Here is a 17,608-nt window from a genome sequence, read left to right as displayed (position 1 = left end):
GACCGGTGGCGATCGGGCGGGCTTCGTGCTGTTTGCAGGTCAGGGGCTGGGCAGGGCCGCGACGAGGTTGTTGGCGCGGGGGTCGGCGTGGCCGATGAGGCGGTTGGCGGTGTAGGCGAAGGTGTGGGTGGTGGTGGGGTCGGCGAAGGTGAACTGGCCGCCGGCGCCGTCGTTGCCGAAGCTCTGGGGGGTGAGCATGGGGCGGAAGGTGGGGGAGGGGAGGAGGAAGCCGGAGGACCAGCGGGCGCCCATGTCGAAGCCCAGGAAGCCGGGGCCGGCGGTGAGTTCGCGGGTGGCGTCGGCGATGGTGGCGGGGGTGAGGAGGGGCGGGGTGCCGTCGAGGCCGGTGACGGCGGCGGCGAGGGTTGCGGAGAGGCCGGTGGCGGTGGCGACGGCGCCCGCGCCGGGGAGTTCGAGGGTGTGCAGGGCGGGGTCGTTCCAGCCGTGCGGTTCGTCGAGACCGGGGAAGACCAGGGCGCCGTTCATGGTGACGATGCGGGTGAGCAGGTGCTCGGGGCCGGGCATCGGGCGGCGGCCCTCGGCCTCGGCAAGGCGGGCCAGACGGGGGAGTTCGGTGGCGGGGAGGCCCAGGTGGGCGTCCAGGCCGAGGGGTTCGGCGAGGGTGGTGCGGAAGTAGGTGCCCGGGGTGAGGCCGGTGATGCGGCGGACCACCTCGCCGATCGCGAAGCCGAAGACGTGGCCGTGGTACTCGTGGGTGGTGCCCGGTTCCCAGAGGGGGCGCTGCTCCTCGATGGCGCGGACGACCGGGGTCCAGGCGGCGATCTCCTCGAAGGTCGGGGAGGCGTCGAGGACGGGGATGCCGGCGCGGTGGGAGAGCACCGAGCGGGTGGTGATCGCCTCCTTGCCGTGGCGTGCGAACTCCGGCCAGTAGGTGGCGATCGGCGCGTCCAGGTCGAGGCGGCCCTTGCTGGGCGAGCAGGTGGGCGGAGAGGGAGACCAGGGCCTTGGCGCAGGAGAAGACCGGGACCAGGGTGTCGGACTGCCAGGGCCCGGCCGGTGCGTTCGTCGGCGATGCCGCCCCACAGTTCGACCACCTTGCGGCCGCCGACGTGGACGGTGACGGCGGAGCCGAGTTCGGGGAAGTCGGCGTAGTTGCGGGCGAAGGCGTCGGCGACCGCGCCGTACCCTTCGTCGGCCCAGCCGTGGTGGTCGTGGCGCTGGTGCATGGGTGGTTCCGTCTCCCGGTACAGGATTGTTGGCGCGCCAACGGTAGGCGGCGGTCGGCGGCCGGGGGAAACGATTTGATGATCCGGCAGTAGTAGTGGGTGGTGCGGCCGCTAGGGTTTGGCGCGTGGCAGCGGTGAACGGGGCACTGATCGGGGGCCGGTACCAGCTCGTGGAGCTGATCGGCCAGGGTGGCATGGGGCGGGTCTGGCGTGGGTGGGACACCACGTTGGGTCGGGATGTCGCGGTGAAGGAGGTGCTCCTGCCGCAGGGCGTCACGGAGGCCGAGCGCGAGCAGCTCGTGCAGCGGGTGCTGCGGGAGGCGCGGGCCGCCGCGCGGCTGAACCATCCCGGGATCATCACCGTGCACGACGTGGCCGAGTACGAGGGCGCGCCGGTGATCGTGATGGAGTTCGTCGACGGGGAGTCGCTCGCGGCGGCGGTCGCCCGTGGCGGGGCGCTGCCGGTGGCGCGGGTCGCGGAGCTCGGTGCGGCGATGGTGAAGGCGCTCCGGCAGGCGCACGCCGCGGGCATCGTGCACCGGGATCTCAAGCCTGACAATGTGCTGCTGATGGGTGAGCGGGTGATCCTCACCGATTTCGGGATCGCGCACATGGCGGACGCCACCACGGCGCTCACCCGGACCGGGGCGGTCATCGGCACGCCCGCGTACATGGCGCCGGAGCAGTTGGAGGGCCGACCCGCGGCTCCCGCCAACGACCTGTGGGCGCTGGGCGCGACGCTGTACTCGGCGGTGGAGGGCGAGGCGCCGTTCAGCGGGGACACCTTCGGCGCGCTGTGCGTGGCGGTGGTGACCAAGGAGCCGCGTCCGATGGTGCGGGCGGGGGCGCTGGCGCCGTTGCTGGGCGCGCTGTTGGCGAAGGATCCGGCGGCGCGACCGTCGGCGGAGCAGGCGTTGGCGGCGCTGGAGGCGGTGGCCCGGGCGGGGGCTGCGGGCGCAGTCGGAGGGGCGTTCGGACCGCCGCCGGTGATGTCCGGGGGTGTGCCGTTGGGGCCGGTGCGGATCCCGCCGCAGGTCGGTCCCGGGCCGCTGGCGTCGGGCCGGCCGACGGGGGAGTTCCCGCACGGGGGTTGGCAGGATCCGGTGGCGGCGGGGTGGGGGAGCCCGATGGTGGCAACGGCGCCGGCGGCCCCGGAGCCGGAGCGGTCCGGTGCGAGTCCCGCGGTGGCGGTGCTGGTGCGTTTCATCGGGTGTCTGGCGCTGATCTGGGTCGTCGGCACGGTTCTGCCGTGGAACTACCTCGACCACGTCGTCAGGGGATTCGGACCGCTGGCGTTGGCCATCACCGGCGTACTGGCACTGGCCAACGCGTTGCCCCGGCCGCGTTGGCACCCGGCGGTCGTGTGGGTCGTGGCCGTCGTCGCGGACTTCGGCCTCTGGTACCTCACCGCCACTCTGCTGGAGGTGAAGTTCGGCGGCTGGTTCACCGGATTCGGCGAGGCGCCCGGGCAGATCGTCGTGAACATGCTCCTGCTCGGCACGGGTTCCTGGCTGCTCTGGATGTTCGTCCCGGGCAGCCGCCGACGCCGGTAGCGGACGTCAGGCGGTTCCCACCGGGGCCAGGGCGGCCGTGATCACGCGGTCGAGCGAGCGGTCGAACACCGCGTCGGGGCTGTCGGCCGCTGCTCCGGTGGTGGCGAACGCGGCCGCCAGGTGCGGGAATTCACCGCTCGCGGCGGCGCGGCCGAGGTAACCGGCCAGGTCCGCCTGCCACTTGGCGCCGGCCGCCGCCGTGCGCTCGTACTGCGCGAACTGGCACACGAACCCGGTGAGCAGGGCGAGCGCCTCCAGGCGGGCTGTGCCGTCCAGGCCGCTCGGCTCGGTGACGGCGAGGAAGTGCTCGGTGTAGCGCAGGGCGTTGGGGCCGAGCCCCGGCCGGGCGATCACCAGAGTCGGCACCCAGGGGTGGCGGCGCAGGGCGGCGAGCTGCTCGTACGCGAGGCGGCGGAGGTCGGCGCGGCAGTCACCGGTCGGGGTGAGGCCGGAGTAGTCGTACTCACCGGCGACGGCGTCGAGCATGAGGTCGAGCAGGTGCTCCTTCTTCGGCACGTAGTTGTAGAGCGACATGGTGCCCGCGCCGAGCGCGGCCGCGACCCGGCGCATGGAGACCGCGTCCAGACCCTCGGCGTCGGCGATGACGATCGCGGCGGCGGCGATGGAGGTCCGGCTGTGGGCGGGCCGGGGGCCCCGGCCGGTGCGCTCGGGGCGCAGCCAGATCAGCTCGGGCGACTCGCCGGGGGTCGGCGCGGCGCTGGGGCTGGCGCTGGGAGTACTGCTGGGTGTGTTGCTGCTGGGGGTTTGGCTGCTCGGTTGCTCGCTGGACGGCACTGGTAGATCACCTCGGTTCCCCATCTTAGATACGTACGGCGTACGTAGTACGATGCGCTTGCGTTCGTTTCTACGTACGCTGTACCTAGTGAGGGAGTGGCAGAGCCATGTCCGACACCGCCTGGACCGGCATCCCGAAGAGTTCCGAGGCAGCCCGGAACGCCGCCTTCGCCGTCGAGATGTCCGGTGTGGAGAAACGCTTCGGCGCCACCCGGGCGCTGCGCGGCCTCGACCTCGCCGTGCCGGCCGGCACCGTCTGCGGCCTGCTCGGCCCCAACGGCGCGGGCAAGACCACCGCCGTCCGGGTGCTCGCGACCCTGGTCGCCCCCGACCGGGGGACGGTGCGGGTCGCCGGGTACGACGTGGCCCGCGAACCGGACGCGGTCCGGCGCAGCATCGGCCTGGCCGGGCAGCACGCCGCCGTGGACGAGGGCCTCACCGGCCGCGACAACCTGCACCTCCTCGGTCGGCTGCACCGCCTCGGCGGCCGGGGCGCCCGGGACCGCGCCGAGGAACTGCTCGACCGCTTCGGGCTCACCGGGGCCGCCGACCGGCTGGTGCGCACCTACTCCGGCGGCATGCGGCGACGGCTCGATCTCGTCGCCAGCCTGGTCACCGCCCCGCCGGTGCTCTTCCTCGACGAGCCGACCACCGGGCTCGACCCGCGCAGCAGGCGGCAGATCTGGGACGCGGTGCAGGAGTTGGCCGAGGCCGGGACCACGGTGCTGCTCACCACCCAGTACCTGGAGGAGGCCGACCGGCTCGCCGACACCGTCGTGGTGGTCGACCACGGCGCCGCCATCGCCACCGGTCCGCCCGAGCGGCTCAAGGAGTCGATCGGCACCCGGGTGTCGGTCACCCTCGCCGACGCCGGCCAACTCGGCCGGGCCGCCGTGGTCCTGTCCGCGCTCGCGGGGAACGGCGACGTGGCGGTGGACCAGGACGAGCGGACGGTGGAGGTGGTGTCCCGGCCGGGGGTGACGGTGCTGCTGCCCAAGCTGGTACGGGAGTTGGACGCGGTGGGGGTGGTCGCGGTCGATGCGGCGGTGCGGCCGCCCTCGTTGGACGACGTCTTCCTCGCGCTCACCGGGAGGATGCGGGGTGGCGGCTCCGAGGACTCCGATGCCGCGGCAACCGCCGCCTCCGCCGAGAGGAAGGTCGCCTGATGTCCGCAGTCGCCAACCTGGCCGCCGACGCGTGGTCGTCGATGCTCCGTGTCCTGCTCCACTACCGCCGCTCGCCCGGGCTGCTGGCCGTCTCGCTCGCCGTGCCCGTGCTGATGGTGGTGGTGTTCGGCTATGTGTTCGGCAGTGCCATCACCGTGCCGGGTGCCGAAACCGGCGCGACCGGCGCGTCCGGTGCGACCGACGCCGGTCACGTTGACGGCTACCGGGAGTTCCTGATGCCCGGGCTGTTCGCCATGGTGGCCGTCAACGGCATCATGCCGACCATGGTCGGCGCCGCCCGGGACGTCGGGCGCGGCGTCACCGACCGGCTGCGCTCGATGGCGGTCTCCCGGACCGGCCTGCTGCTCGGGCAGACCCTCGCCGACCTGCTGGTGAGCGTGGTGGTGCTGGCCCTGCTGGCGGCGGTCGGCCTGGTCATCGGCTGGCGGATCCGGGGCGGGGCCGCCGACGCGGCGGGGGCGTTCGGGCTGCTGCTGCTCTTCCGGTTCGCCATGACCTGGGTCGGACTGCTGCTCGGCCTGGCCGTCGGCAAGGAGGAGGCGGCCGGTCAACTGGTGGTCGCAGTCTTCCCGTTGGCCATGGTCACCAACGCTTTCGTGCCCACCGGCGGCATGCCCGGCTGGCTGGCGGCGGTCGCCGAGTGGAACCCGATGAGCGCCGTCGTCCAGGCCGGGCGCGACCTCTTCGGCAACCCGTCCGCCCCGGCGGCGGCCTGGCCGATGCAGCACGCCGTCCCGGCGGCCCTGCTGTGGTGCGCGGTACTGCTGCTGGTCTGCGGTCCGTTCGCGGTGCGGAAGTTCGCCACCCACGGGACGTAGCCGCACGATCGGCCGTCATGGGGCGCGGCCCGCGCCGCCCCCTGCTCCGGCACAGTCGGACGCACCCCGGCAACCCGTTTCCCACGGGGCGGAATGTGCTGGACAGCGTGGCCGGTGCGGCGGAGGGTGGGGCGCATGGAGTTCACCCACCTCGGCCGCACCGGCCTCACCGTTTCCCGACTCTGCCTGGGCACCATGAACTTCGGTCCGCACACCGAGGAGTCCGACGCCCATCTGATCATGGACAGCGCCCACGAACGGGGCATCAACTTCTTCGACACCTCGAACAGTTACGGCCGCGACTCCGAGGGCAACCACAAGGGGCGCACCGAGGAGATCATCGGTCGCTGGTTCGCCAAGGGCGACGGTCGCCGCGAGCGGACCGTGCTCGCCACCAAGGCCTATGCGCCGATGGGTGATTGGCCGAACGAGGGGCGGCTCTCGGCGCTCGCGATCCGCCGGGCCGTCGAGGGCAGCCTGCGCCGCCTGGGCACCGACCACATCGACCTCTACCAGATGCACCACATCGACCGGGACACGCCCTGGGAGGAGATCTGGCAGGCGATGGAGGTCCTGGTCGCCCAGGGCAAGATCATCTACGTCGGCTCCAGCAACTTCGCCGGCTGGCACATCGCCCAGGCCCAGGAGGCCGCCAAGGCACGGCACTTCCTCGGCCTGGTCAGCGAGCAGTCCCTCTACAACCTGCTGGACCGCACGATCGAACTGGAGGTGATCCCCGCCGTCGAGCACTACGGGCTCGGCCTGCTGCCGTGGTCCCCGCTGCGCAGCGGCGTGCTCGGCGGTGCCCTGCGCAAGGAGCGCGAGGGCGGCCTGGTCCGCGGCGGGCTCCAGCACGCGGGCGAGATCCTGGCGGCCAACCGCGACCGCATCCAGGCCTACGAGGACCTCGCCGACGAACTCGGCGAGCACCCCGCCGACCTCGCCCTCGCCTGGCTGCTCTCGCGCCCCGCCGTCACCGCCCCGATCGTCGGCCCGCGTACCCTCGGCCACCTCGACGCGGCCGTGCACGCGCTGGACATCAAGCTCGACGACGACCTGCTCGCCCGCCTGGACACCCTCTTCCCGGGCCGCCGGCCCGCTCCGGAGGACTACGCCTGGTAGGACGAGCGGAAGCTGTCCGTCACGTCGTCCCCGTGCCCGCCGACCGCCGGTGGGTGGGCACGGGGGCGGTGTCCGTCGATGTCCGGAGCGGGGGCAAAAGCAAAGGCAACAAGGAGAACGCCACTTGTTGCCACTCTCAACTTATAGCGAGTGGGGGGCCTTGCCGCAAGGGGGTGGTGGTGGCGCAGAATGACCGACCTGAACCGGGCGAGGATGAAAACGGCTGATTCATGGGGTTTGGTCTTCTTTGTCTCCCTTGGTGGATGGCAGGACACGGCGGGACGGGGCAAGCGGTGATGGACGGGCGTTCGACGGTGGACGTGATCGTGGTCGGTGGCGGGCCGACCGGGCTGATGCTCGCGTGCGAGTTGCGGTTGCACGGGGTCGGTGTGGTGGTGCTGGAGCGGCTGGCGGAGCGGACGGCCGAGTCGCGCGGACGCGGTCTGCACGCGCGCAGCGTGGAGATCATGGACCAGCGGGGGCTGCTGGAGCGGTTCCTCGCGGTGAGCGAGAAGTTCCGGGTGGGCGGGCTGTTCGGCGGCGTCATGGCGGCCTGGCCGGACGGTATGGACACCGCTCACCCGTACGGGCTGGCGACGCCGCAGGCGGTCACCGAGAGGCTCCTTGAGGAACGGGCGCGCGAGCTGGGCGCCGAGATCCGGCGCGACCACGAGGTGACCGGGCTGGATCAGGACGCGGACGGGGTGGACGTCGAACTGGCGGACGGCACCCGGCTGCGCTCGCGCTACCTCGTCGGGTGCGACGGCGGGCGCAGCACGGTGCGCAAGGCGCTCGGGGTGGGCTTCCCCGGCGAGCCGGCCACGGTCGAGACGCTGATCGGGGACCTGGAGTTCACCGAGGACCGGGCGAAGGTCGCCGAGGTGGTCGAGCGGGTGCGCCGGACCGAGCTGCGCTTCGGCGTGGCGCCGGACATCGACGGCCGCGCCGGGGTCGCGCGGATGATCGTGCCGGCGGACGGTGTGGCCGAGGACCGGTCGACGCCGCCGACGCTGGAGGAGTTCAGGGCGCGGCTGCGGGCTGTCGCGGGCACCGACTTCGGCGCGCACTCGCCGCACTGGCTCTCCCGCTTCGGCGACGCGACGCGGCAGGCCGAGCGCTACCGGGTCGGCCGGGTGCTGCTGGCCGGCGACGCCGCGCACATCCACCCGCCGACCGGCGGGCAGGGCCTCAACCTCGGGGTCCAGGACGCGTTCAACCTGGGCTGGAAGCTCGCGGCCGAGGTCGACGGGTGGGCGCCGGAGGGCCTGTTGGACAGCTACCACGCGGAGCGCCACCCGGTCGGCGCCCGGGTGCTGACGAACACCCGGGCGCAGATGACCCTGCTCGGCGCCGCGCCGGGGCCGACCGCACTGCGCGAACTGCTCACGCGGCTGATGGAGTTCGACGAGGTCAACCGCTACATCACCGGCATGATCACCGCGGTCGACGTGCGCTACGACGTCGGCGCAGGCCGTGCGGGCGACCAGGACGGCGGCCACGAACTCCTCGGCCGCCGCCTGCGCGACGTCCCGTTGTCGGACGGCCGCCGCCTCTACGGCCTGATGCACACCGGCCGGGGCCTGCTCCTCGACCGCACCGACGGCGGACGGCTGTCGGTCGACGGATGGGCGGACCGCGTCGACCACGTCGTCGCCGACATCGTCGACGACGAGGACGGGGACCCGGGGGTGGACGTGCCCGCGCTGCTGCTCCGTCCGGACGGCCACGTGGTCTGGGCCGGCGAGGACCGGCAGGAGCTGGAGGCCGCACTGACCTGCTGGTGGGGCACCCCGCGGTGGGGCGAGGCAGGGGAACGGTGACGGACGTGACGGTGACGGACGTGACGCCGACGGACGGGGAAGCACCGCTCGCGGACTGCTGGGCGCGGGTACTCCGGCCGGAGGGCGTCACCGGGGCGCTGCGGGAGCGTTGGCGGAACGGGGCACTGCTGAATCCCGCGGCGCCGCCGGAGCTGCGGGTGCGGGTGATGACGGAGCTGGAGGAGGAGGACCCGCTGCTGAATCACCTGACGTGCGAGCCGTTGCCGGAAGCGCTGGTGGACGCGTGGATCGCGCATCCCTCGGCGCGGGTGCGGGCGCGGGCGGCGGAGCGTACCGACCTGACCGGGGCGCAGCGGCAGCGGCTCCTGCGTGACGCGAGCACCGGGGTGCGGCTGCTGGTGTTGCACTCCGGTGGACCGGACCTGGCGCTGGACGCGGCGGACGTCGATCGCCTCGTGGCGGACCCGAGCGTCACGGTCCGCGAGGAAATCGCTTGTCGGCGTGATCTGTCGGAGGAACACCTGACCGCCCTGCTCGGGGACGCGAGCGGGGCGGTGCGGGCACGGGTGGTCGGGCGCGCGTGGCCGCACCTCGACGCGGCGGCACGGGCCGCTCTGCCGGCGGACCGGCACTCCGGGGTCCGGGCGGAGGCCGTGCTGGCCCGGTACGCCGTCGAGCCGCTGGGGGTGGAGGAGTTCGGGGCGTTGACGGTCGGTCTCGAAGAGGGTGACCGGTTGCGGATCGTGGGGACATGCCTGTTGACGGGCGAGCTGGCCGTAACCCTGACCCGCGCCGAGCCGGCGGTACGGCGGGCCCTGGCCGCGAACCCCCGGCTGGACGCGGACCTGGTCGCGGTGCTCGCGCAGGACGGGGAGCAGGCCGTCCGGTTCGAGGTCTCGCTGCGGCCGGAGCTGGACGAGGCCGAGCGTGCCGGCATCGTCGTCGGTCTCGACCTCGACCCGAGCGGGTGGTACGCGCCCCCGTCGTGGGTGTCGGAACGTCGGCGGGACGCGGCGGAGATGCGGCGCTGCGCCGCGTCCACGCACCCGGTGCTGCGGCGCAGCGTCGCGCAGGTGCGGGAACTACCGTCGGACGTCGTCGAAGTCCTCGCCCGGGACGAGGACTTCGTCGTCCGTCTGCTGCTGGCCGAGAACTGCGTCCAGGCGCCGGCCGAGTTGCTGCTGGAGATGTGGGCGCGCGGGATCCGGCGTGTCCGGGACCACCCGAACTTCCCGCGCGTGGGCCTGCTCCGGTTCGCCGACGACCCCGACCCGCAGCTGCGGTGGCTCGCGCCGGACGATCCGGCGGCGTCCGACGACCTGGTCGAGCGGTGTGCCGGTGACGAGGGCGCGGGGGTCCGGGCGCGTGCCCTGGAGAATCCCCGGCTGTCGGTGGGCTCGGTGCAACGGCTGCTGGACGACGAGGACCCGTGGGTACGGTGCCGGGCGCGCCGGGATCCGCGCGTGCCGGCGGCCGTGCTGGCCGGGCTCCTGGCGGACGTGCGCACGGCGGAGGAGGCGGCCCGGAATCCGGCGGTGCCCGCGGCGGTGCTGCGGCACCTGCTGGAGCCGCCGGTGGTGGTGGACGCGGTGATCGTCGGCGCCGGCTGACGGTGGTGTGATAGCACTTCCCGCATGACGGAGAGGCCCTCGGGGCGAGGGAGTTACCACCACGGGGCGTTGCCCGAGGCGCTGGTCGGGGTGGCGTTCGAGCTGCTGGACGAGGTGGGGCAGGAGCAGGTCACCATGCGGGAGGTGGCGCGGCGGGCGGGGGTGTCGGCGGGGGCGCCGTTCCGGCACTTCGCGGACCGGCGGGCGCTGCTGACGGCGGTGGCGGACCGGGTGCTGGCGGACTTCGAGGCGTGGCAGCGGGCCGAGGTCGCGGCGGCGACGGGGGCACGGGAGCAGGGGGCCGGCGGCGGGTCGGGGGACCGGCGGGCGGTGCTGCGGGCGCTCGGGCTGGGCTTCGTCCGGTACGCCGTCCGGCACCCGCACCGGTTCGCGCTGGTGCGCTCGCGGGTGTTCGCGCCGGCCCCGCAACCGGAGCTGCGGGAACGCTTGTCGGGGATCGACCGCGCGTACACCGAGGTGATCGTCGCCGACCAGGCGGCGGGTCTGCTGCGGCCCGGTGATCCGGAGCTGGTGGGGTTCGCGGGTCAGGCGCTGGTGTACGGGCTGGCGCAGATGATCCTGGACGGGTACCTGCCGGCCGAGAAGGCGGAGGAGGTGGCCGCGCAGGTGCTCGACACCTTCGGCCGGGGGATCGCCAACCCCCGCTGAGCGGAGGGAACTTCGCGGACGGGACTTCGCGTGCGCGGAGGGTTGACCGGGTCGGTGCGCGCTGATGTAATCACCGCTTACATCGACCTCTACCCGCGAGTAGCCCAAGGGGCGGGAGGGTCGGAAGAGCCGACAGGGCTGGGGGTAGACGTGTTCGCGAAACCGACTCCGGGCTTCACCACCGCGGCCGCCACCGGGGATACGGTCGTCCTGCTCATCGGGATGCGGATCAACCGGTTCTGGGCCGTCCACCAGTGGTTCCCGATGCTGCTGGCGATGTTCCGGATGCTGCACGAGCTGGGCCGGCAACCGGAACGCGGCCTGCGCGGGAAGGTCCTGCTGACCGCCTCGCCGCGCACCTACTACGCCGTCCAGTACTGGGAGTCAGAGGAGAAGCTCTACGCCTACGCGACCGCGCCGGACGCCTTCCACCACCGGGTCTGGAAGATCGCCAACAACAAGCTCAAGAAGGGCAGCATGCGCGGGCACGTCGGCCTCTGGCACGAGGCGTACATCGTGCCGGAGGGCGGCTACGAGTCCGTGTACTTCGACATGCCGCCGTTCGGGCTCGCGGGCGCGAGCGGGGTGCTGCCGGTGGAGGGCCGGGGGCGCAGCGCCAGGCAGCGGCTGGCCTTCCGCTCGGACCCGGGACGGGAGGGGCCGGGCCGGGAGGGGCCGGAAGGGACGGAACCTGCCGCGACCCCGGCGGACACGTCGGAGTGAAGGACGGCGGCCCCCGCGGACTCCCTCCGCGGGGGCCGCCACCGCTCAAGCGATGGCTCTCGCCGCTCAGGCGGTGGTGGTCGCCGGGAGGCCGATCGGGTTGATCGGGGGCAGTGCGGCGCGACAGAGTGCCGAGATCGGCTTGAGTGCCGCCGCGAGCCGGTCGAGCTCGGCGCGCGGGTGGTGCTCCCAGACCCGGGCGGCGGCGAGGTCGGTGGCGGCCTCCAGGGCCTGGTGCCGGATCCGGCCGCACTCGGTGATGGTGCCGCGCTCGGTGATCCAGCCGCGCTCGACCAGCCGGGCGGTCGCCGCGTCCCACTCCGCGTCCGTCCAGCCGCGCACCGGCTGCAGCGCCTCGCGCCGCACGTCCAGGGCGCAGCGCACCACCAGCGCCTCGCAGCCGTCCAGGCCGGCGGCGACCAGGGCGGCGACATGGCCGTCACCCCGGTGCTCGCGCATCACCGTCGCGGCCTGCCAGAGCCGCCCGTGCGGGTCGGACGGGCTGGGGAGGGCGGCGTTGGCGGCGGCCAGCACCCGGCCGGCGCAGTCCAACCGGGTGACCGCGTCCGCCAGCAGGTCCGCCGCCAGCTCGATCTGGGCCGGGTCGACGTGCTCCAGCAGCCGCTCCAGGGCCGCCGAGGCGCCGTCGATCCGGGCGGCGAGCGCGGCCTCCGGGGAGGCCAGCTTCCAGATCGCCGGGAGCGCGCGCTCGATCGGGGCGGGCGCGAAGTTGAAGAACGCGGCGATCACCGGCGGGGCGTCCACCGCGCCGAGCGGGGCGGCCCGGCCGCCGAAGTAGCTGCGGGCGACGCCGCGCAGGCCGACCTCCTCGAAGGCGGCCAGGCCCTCGGGGGTGAAGTAGGTGACGGCGTGCACGGGTTCGAAGAGCCACCACAGGGCGCGGGCGGGGTGGACCAGATCGGCCAACGGAGGACCTTCCTCGAAGGGGCGCGGGGAGCGCGAGGGGGAGGGGTGCGGTGTCGTACAGGCCTGATGACCACGGTGGCCGTCACGATAACCCTGCCCCCGGTGTGATGACGGTCACGGGGAGGTCTCACTGGTGACACGCCCCCGACGGCGCGAGGGATGATGGGCACGGGTGCGCCCCGTGCGCGCCCCGGACCCCCGGGTGCCGGGCCCGGACCAGCCGGGCCCCGACTCCCCGGGACTCCGAACACCCTCGGCACGCAGGCAAGAAGAGGTAACAGGCCCCATGGCGCAGATCAACCCCAGCATCCTGTCCGCGGACTTCGCCCGCCTCGCCCAGGAGGCCGAGGCCGTGCGGGGCTCGGACTGGCTGCACGTCGACGTGATGGACAACCACTTCGTGCCGAACCTGACCCTCGGCGTCCCGATCGTCGAATCGCTCGCCCGGGCCACCGACATCCCGCTCGACTGCCACCTCATGATCGAGGACCCGGACCGCTGGGCACCCCAGTACGTCGAGGCGGGCGCCGGCTCGGTCACCTTCCACGTCGAGGCCGCCGCCGCCCCCGTCCGGCTCGCCCGCGAGATCCGCGCCAAGGGCGCCCGCGCGTCCATGGCGCTCAAGCCGGCCACGCCGATCGAGCCCTACGAGGACCTGCTGCCGGAACTCGACATGCTGCTGATCATGACCGTCGAGCCCGGCTTCGGCGGCCAGGCGTTCCTGGACATCATGCTGCCGAAGATCCGCCGGACCAGGGAGCTCATCTCCAAGCACGGCCTCGAACTGTGGCTCCAGGTCGACGGCGGAGTCTCGGCGAGCACCATCGAGCGCTGCGCCGAGGCCGGCGCGGACGTCTTCGTCGCCGGCTCCGCGGTGTACGGCGCCCAGGACCCGGCCGAGGCGGTCGCCAAGCTGCGCACCCTCGCCGACGCCGCCACCGCCGGCGCCGGGTGGGCCTGCGCACACTGAGGCGGCGGTCGGACCCCAGCGGACCGGTCCGGGGGCGTGCCCGATGCGGCACGCCCCCGGGCGAGGCCTCGGTGCGCCTCGGGTGACCGCCGCCCGCACAACCTGAACGGCCGCCGGTCGGCCGATGCACCCTCACCGCCCGGTCGCGCGCAGAACACCTGCGCGCGACCGGGCGGTTGCCGTCAGGCCGTCCTGACGAGGCCCGGCGATCCCTGGAGGCCCAGAGGCCCGCCGGACAGTATCGGTGCCTCCAGCCGCATTTCCGCCGGTCAGGGAGGCTTCTTGTGTTGCCGCACGAGAAACTGACAGGATCTCAAGTCGGATGCTCCTCACGCGATGCGAATCGGAAACCCGCCCTGGCGGCGCGAAGAAGGAGGCGGAATGGCACGGGTGAACCTTCGGGCCGTGTTCATGAGCGGCCTGTCGTCCACCGTGACGGCGCAGCAGGTCTTCACCAACCGGGTCGACGAGGTGGCCGCCTTCGAGCGGTCTGTCGCGGGCCTGCGCCGGACGCTGGACGAGGCCGAGGTCTCGCCGGTGATGGACCGGGCGCAGGGGCGCCGCAACGTCCTGACGCTGTACGGGGTCGGCGGCATAGGCAAGACGACGCTCTCGCACGAGCTGGAGCGTCGGCTGCTCGCGGACGCGGCGGCGGAGGGGCGCGACGATGTCGTGGCCGTACGCGTCGACCTTTCCGAGGACGGCGCATGTGACATCGAGGGCCTGCTGCTGCGCCTGCGGGCAGGGCTGGGGCAGTTGGGCAGTCGCTGGCAGGCGTTCGACCTGGCGCTCGCCGCGTACTGGGCCCGCGCGCACCCCGGGGAACCCCTGCAGGACTTCCTCGACTCCTCACCGGCGCTGCGCCGGGCCTCCCGGAGCGTCGGGCTCGGCGACCAGATCGCGGAGACGGTGCGGGATGTCGACCCCACCGGGCTCGGCGGGCTGACCGGACTCGCGCACCGCGCCGCCCTGGCCACCTACCGCGCCGTCCGGGACCGGGTGCGCGAGGGGCGGCTGCTTGCCGACTGCGAGCTGTTCGCCGAACTGGTCGAGGCCGACGCGGACTACGAGACGCTCTCCTACTTCCCCTACCTGCTCGCCTGGGACCTCGACCGCCTTCCGCACCGGGGCCGGCCGGCCCGGCGGCCCACGGTGTGCGTGTTCCTGGACACCTTCGAGGTGGTCAACGGGCGCGCCGACCGCACGGTGGAGCGTCTGATCCAGCGCTGTGCCTATCTGATGCCCAACGTGCTGTTCGTGATCACCGGTCGGAACCGGATCGACTGGGCCGACACGGGCGCGGGCGGCGAGCTGGACTTCACCGGCCCGCAGAGCTGGCCCAACCTGCACTTCAGCAACGACACCGTGGAACCCCGCCAGCACCTGGTCGGCTACCTCTCGGACTCCGACGCCGACAGCTACCTCCGCGAGGCGCTCGTCCGGGACGGCCGACCGGCCATGCCCGACGAGGTCCGTCGGCGGATCATCTCCGGAGGGCAGGGGCTGCCCCTGTACCTGGACCTGTCGGTGTCGCACTTCGTCGCGCTCCTCGCCCGCCGCGGGCAGCCGTCGCCCGACGACTTCGGCGGCTCGTTCACGGCGGTGGCCACCCGGTCGATCCGTGACCTGCCCCGGGAGGAACGCGACCTGGTCCGGACCGCGGCGCTCACCGACCGGGTCGGTGCCGAGCTGCTGCGGGCCGGACAGCCCGGTGTCTCCGACGGCAGCGTCGCCCGGTTCCTGCGCCGGCCGTTCCTGACCCACGACGACGCCTACGCGCTGCCGTACGCCCTGCACGCGGCGCTCCGTCACGCCATCGGGGAGGCGGACCGGACCCTCCCGGACGGCTGGTCCGACCGCGACCGCAGCGAGGTCGCGGCCCGACTGCTCTCCTGGCTGGGAAAGGGCCTCGGTCCGGGTACCGGGCGGGTCGCCCTCGCCCAGGCGCTGGAAGCCGGGCTCAAGCTCTCGGCCGCACACGGGGTCTTCGAGGACTGGATGACCCGGGTCGCGCAGCGCCTGATCGAGGCGGGCCAGTGGTCGGAGCTGGGCACCGGGCACTCCGTCGAAGGGACCGGGACACCGGAGTACCGGGCCGTTCGTGCTGCCGTACGGGGTGTCCAGCTGCGCCGTACGGGCCGTGCCGCGCAGGCGGTCGAGGTGCTCGGCGCCGCGGGAGAAGGTCTGCCGTCGGGCAGTCCGACCGCGCAGCTGGTGCGGATCCACCTCGCCCACGCGCTGCGCAACCACGGCGACTACATCGGGGCGGCCGAGATCTACCGTGCCCTGGCGGGGGGCGAGTTCGACGCGGTGGCCCGGTACTGGCTCTGCGACTTCGACTACCTCAACGGGCGGTTCGGAACCGCCCTGGACTCGCTGCGGGAGCAGCGCAGCCGTGGGCCGGAGGACGAGGGCGAGCGACTCCGGCTGATCGGGCACATCTGGCGGGTCAACGCTCGCTTCGACGAGGCGGGTGCCGCGTACGGGGAGGCGATCGGCCTGGCCCGGGGGGAGGGTCTGGCTGCGGCGGAGGCGAAGGCGCTGGCCAATCTGGCGCAGACCGTGTGCTGGTCCGGCGACACTGCGGCGGTGTCGGATGCGGCGGCCCGCGCGCGGGACCTGCTCGACCTGGTGCCGAACCCGGTCGAACTGGTCAAGGTCCGCTCTGCCGAGGCGGTTGCTCATACGGTGGCCGGTGACAGTGGGGCCGCGGTCCAGGCGATCGACGGCACCCGGCAGCTGGCGGACGAGATCGGCTACCGAGGCGGTCACAACCTGGCCGACGTGGCCCAGGTCCTGCTCCGGGTCCTCGGCGGCGACCACGACGGGGCCCGCCGCACCCGGGCCGAACTCGACGCGCGAACCCGCCGGTCGGGCGGCAACACCTACTGGGTTCCGATCGTGACCAGTTGGATCGAGGGGGTCCCGACGGCGATGGAGCACGAGCCGCGGGTCGAGTGGGTCGACGGTCCGGACGTGTCGTTGGGCCGGTGGGCCGGGGTGGCCGCGCGACGATGAGGCACCGGGGCCCTGAGGCGCGGGGCCGGATCGGACGAGGGGACGAGAGCTCATGGCCAACCCGGCGCGCGTTGAGTCGGTACGTGTCGAGCCGGTACGTGTCGGTTTGGTGGGGGTCGGAATCATCGCCGGGACCCACCTCGCCGTCCTCGCCGAACGGCCGGACGTGCAGCTGGAGTTCACCGTTGATCCCCGACCTGTGGAGCCCGTGGTGTTCCGGGGGCGGACGCCGCCCCACTACGGCGACCTCACCCGGGCGCTCGACGAGCACCGGCCGGACCTGGTGGTCCTCGCCACCCCGACGGAGACGCACGCCGCGCTGACGGAACTGACGCTGCTCCGTTCCACGGCCCGCTTGCTGGTGGAGAAGCCGCTGGTGCACGATCGCGCCGCCCTCGAAACGTTGCGTGACCTGGACGGCAAGGTCGACGTGCGCGGCCGCGTGTTCACGGCCCACCACTTCGCCTTCTCGCCCGAAGTGGACTGGGCGGCGGAGCTGCTCGCGGCGCACCCCGAATGGGGGCCGGTGACGACCATCACCTCCGCCTTCTACGACCCCTACGTCCTGCGGGGAGCCGAGGCGTTCGCTTCGTACGTCTCCAGTTGGACGGACTCCGGAGTGAACCAGCTCAGCATGCTCACCCGCTTCGTGGAACTCACCGGACTCACCTCCGCCGAGTACCTGGACGGCGGCGCGAGTGCGTGGTGCACGGTGGGCTTCCGGTCCCGGGGCGAGGTCGGCTCCGCCCGCCTGCGCAGCAGTTGGCTGACTGGTGCCAGCAGTAAGGAGAGTTGCCTGGCGTTCGGCCGTTCCGGTGTCGAGGTCTGGATCGACCATACCGCGATGACCGGATTCGCCTCCAGGGAAGGTGAGTTGCTGGCTTCCTTCGGCAACGACGGCCGGACCGGACGGAAGATTGCCCACTATCGACCGCTCTATGCCGACCTGCTCTCCGGCCGGCCGGATCCGGTGCTCGGCTTCGACGCCGCGGCGACGATCACCGAGATTCATCAGGCGGTACCGCAGGAGCCGTAGCCGCCGGTCGGCCGGGTCCTGGGGTGGGGCCCGGTCGATTCAGGAGTGAAATGACTGGTCCTCAAATTGTCGAACAGGGGCGAGTTTTGATGGGTGGCCGGACGGCGAGAGGGCGAAGGCGATCACCGTTGTGCCGGTGGGGGCGGTGTGATTGTGGCCGAGGGGGCTGGTGGGGTGCCAGGGCTGTGGGGTGGGGGAGGAGTCGTGCGGGG

The 17,608-nt window shown here is 73.2% G+C and carries 15 protein-coding genes; 12 read left to right on the top strand and 3 right to left on the bottom strand.

Annotated elements, in window-relative coordinates; translation table 11 throughout:
• Positions 1-39: 39 nt before the first annotated feature.
• The gene (locus tag BI06_RS24690; protein ID WP_369826220.1) at positions 40-1,044 is read right to left on the bottom strand and encodes a serine hydrolase domain-containing protein; all 1,005 of its coding nucleotides are present in this window, start codon (positions 1,042-1,044) and stop codon (positions 40-42) included.
• Here BI06_RS24690 and BI06_RS55565 point away from each other — a divergent pair.
• Together BI06_RS55565 and BI06_RS24685 are read left to right on the top strand one after the other, a co-directional pair.
• A complete protein-coding gene (locus BI06_RS55565; protein ID WP_369826264.1) occupies positions 966-1,280 on the top strand; it encodes a hypothetical protein in 315 nt (104 codons plus the stop codon). The two genes, BI06_RS24690 and BI06_RS55565, sit on opposite strands and share 79 nt — an antisense overlap.
• Before the next feature lie 32 nt (positions 1,281-1,312).
• Positions 1,313-2,740 carry a serine/threonine-protein kinase gene (locus BI06_RS24685; RefSeq protein ID WP_149030472.1) on the top strand — a complete coding sequence of 476 codons (1,428 nt, stop codon included), beginning with the start codon at positions 1,313-1,315 and terminating at the stop codon, positions 2,738-2,740.
• A 6-nt stretch (positions 2,741-2,746) separates the two neighbouring features.
• Here BI06_RS24685 and BI06_RS24680 read toward each other — a convergent pair whose 3' ends face one another.
• Positions 2,747-3,535 (bottom strand): TetR/AcrR family transcriptional regulator C-terminal domain-containing protein, encoded by a 789-nt coding sequence (locus BI06_RS24680; protein WP_369826219.1) that lies wholly within the window; start codon positions 3,533-3,535, stop codon positions 2,747-2,749.
• Positions 3,536-3,642: 107 nt separating this feature from the next.
• Here BI06_RS24680 and BI06_RS24675 point away from each other — a divergent pair, with 107 nt between their 5' ends.
• From BI06_RS24675 to BI06_RS24645, 7 genes are all read left to right on the top strand, one after another.
• Entirely contained in the window at positions 3,643-4,701 is a 1,059-nt protein-coding gene (locus BI06_RS24675) for an ATP-binding cassette domain-containing protein (protein ID WP_082558665.1), read from the top strand.
• Entirely contained in the window at positions 4,701-5,540 is an 840-nt protein-coding gene (locus BI06_RS24670) for an ABC transporter permease (protein WP_043471745.1), read from the top strand. Before BI06_RS24675 ends, BI06_RS24670 begins: the two co-directional genes overlap by 1 nt.
• A 135-nt stretch (positions 5,541-5,675) precedes the next feature.
• Positions 5,676-6,662, top strand: a complete 987-nt coding sequence (locus tag BI06_RS24665) for an aldo/keto reductase (RefSeq protein WP_043471743.1) — start codon at positions 5,676-5,678, stop codon at positions 6,660-6,662.
• Positions 6,663-6,958: 296 nt separating this feature from the next.
• On the top strand, positions 6,959-8,482 hold the full coding sequence (locus BI06_RS24660) for an FAD-dependent monooxygenase (RefSeq protein ID WP_043471741.1): 1,524 nt from the start codon (positions 6,959-6,961) through the stop codon (positions 8,480-8,482).
• A gap of 5 nt (positions 8,483-8,487) precedes the next feature.
• Positions 8,488-10,053, top strand: a complete 1,566-nt coding sequence (locus tag BI06_RS24655; RefSeq protein ID WP_149030471.1) for a PE-PGRS family protein — start codon at positions 8,488-8,490, stop codon at positions 10,051-10,053.
• A gap of 24 nt (positions 10,054-10,077) precedes the next feature.
• Positions 10,078-10,722 carry a TetR/AcrR family transcriptional regulator gene (locus BI06_RS24650; protein ID WP_043471739.1) on the top strand — a complete coding sequence of 215 codons (645 nt, stop codon included), beginning with the start codon at positions 10,078-10,080 and terminating at the stop codon, positions 10,720-10,722.
• Between the two features lie 150 nt (positions 10,723-10,872).
• On the top strand, positions 10,873-11,445 hold the full coding sequence (locus tag BI06_RS24645; protein WP_051741788.1) for a DUF4188 domain-containing protein: 573 nt from the start codon (positions 10,873-10,875) through the stop codon (positions 11,443-11,445).
• A 66-nt stretch (positions 11,446-11,511) separates the two neighbouring features.
• Here the strand turns inward: BI06_RS24645 and BI06_RS24640 are convergent, their stop codons facing one another.
• Complete coding sequence (locus BI06_RS24640) at positions 11,512-12,372, bottom strand: hypothetical protein (protein ID WP_051741786.1); 861 nt, start codon at positions 12,370-12,372, stop codon at positions 11,512-11,514.
• Between the two features lie 286 nt (positions 12,373-12,658).
• On the opposite strand from BI06_RS24640, the gene rpe reads away from it, so the two are divergent.
• The 3 genes from rpe to BI06_RS24625 all read left to right on the top strand — a co-directional run bounded on the left by rpe (position 12,659) and on the right by BI06_RS24625 (position 17,396).
• Positions 12,659-13,342: a ribulose-phosphate 3-epimerase gene (gene rpe / locus BI06_RS24635; RefSeq protein WP_030397640.1), complete on the top strand. Its 684-nt coding sequence runs from the start codon at positions 12,659-12,661 to the stop codon at positions 13,340-13,342.
• A gap of 381 nt (positions 13,343-13,723) precedes the next feature.
• Entirely contained in the window at positions 13,724-16,360 is a 2,637-nt protein-coding gene (locus BI06_RS24630) for a M48 family metallopeptidase (protein ID WP_043471737.1), read from the top strand.
• Positions 16,361-16,412: 52 nt separating this feature from the next.
• The gene (locus BI06_RS24625) at positions 16,413-17,396 is read left to right on the top strand and encodes a Gfo/Idh/MocA family protein (RefSeq protein WP_078880569.1); all 984 of its coding nucleotides are present in this window, start codon (positions 16,413-16,415) and stop codon (positions 17,394-17,396) included.
• The last annotated feature ends 212 nt before the right edge of the window (positions 17,397-17,608 follow it).

It is taken from the genome of Kitasatospora sp. MBT66 (assembly GCF_000710405.2).
GTDB lineage: Bacteria > Actinomycetota > Actinomycetes > Streptomycetales > Streptomycetaceae > Kitasatospora > Kitasatospora purpeofusca.
The sequence above is the reverse complement of the archived record's forward strand: the minus strand, read 5'-3'. Positions and strand labels throughout refer to the sequence as shown.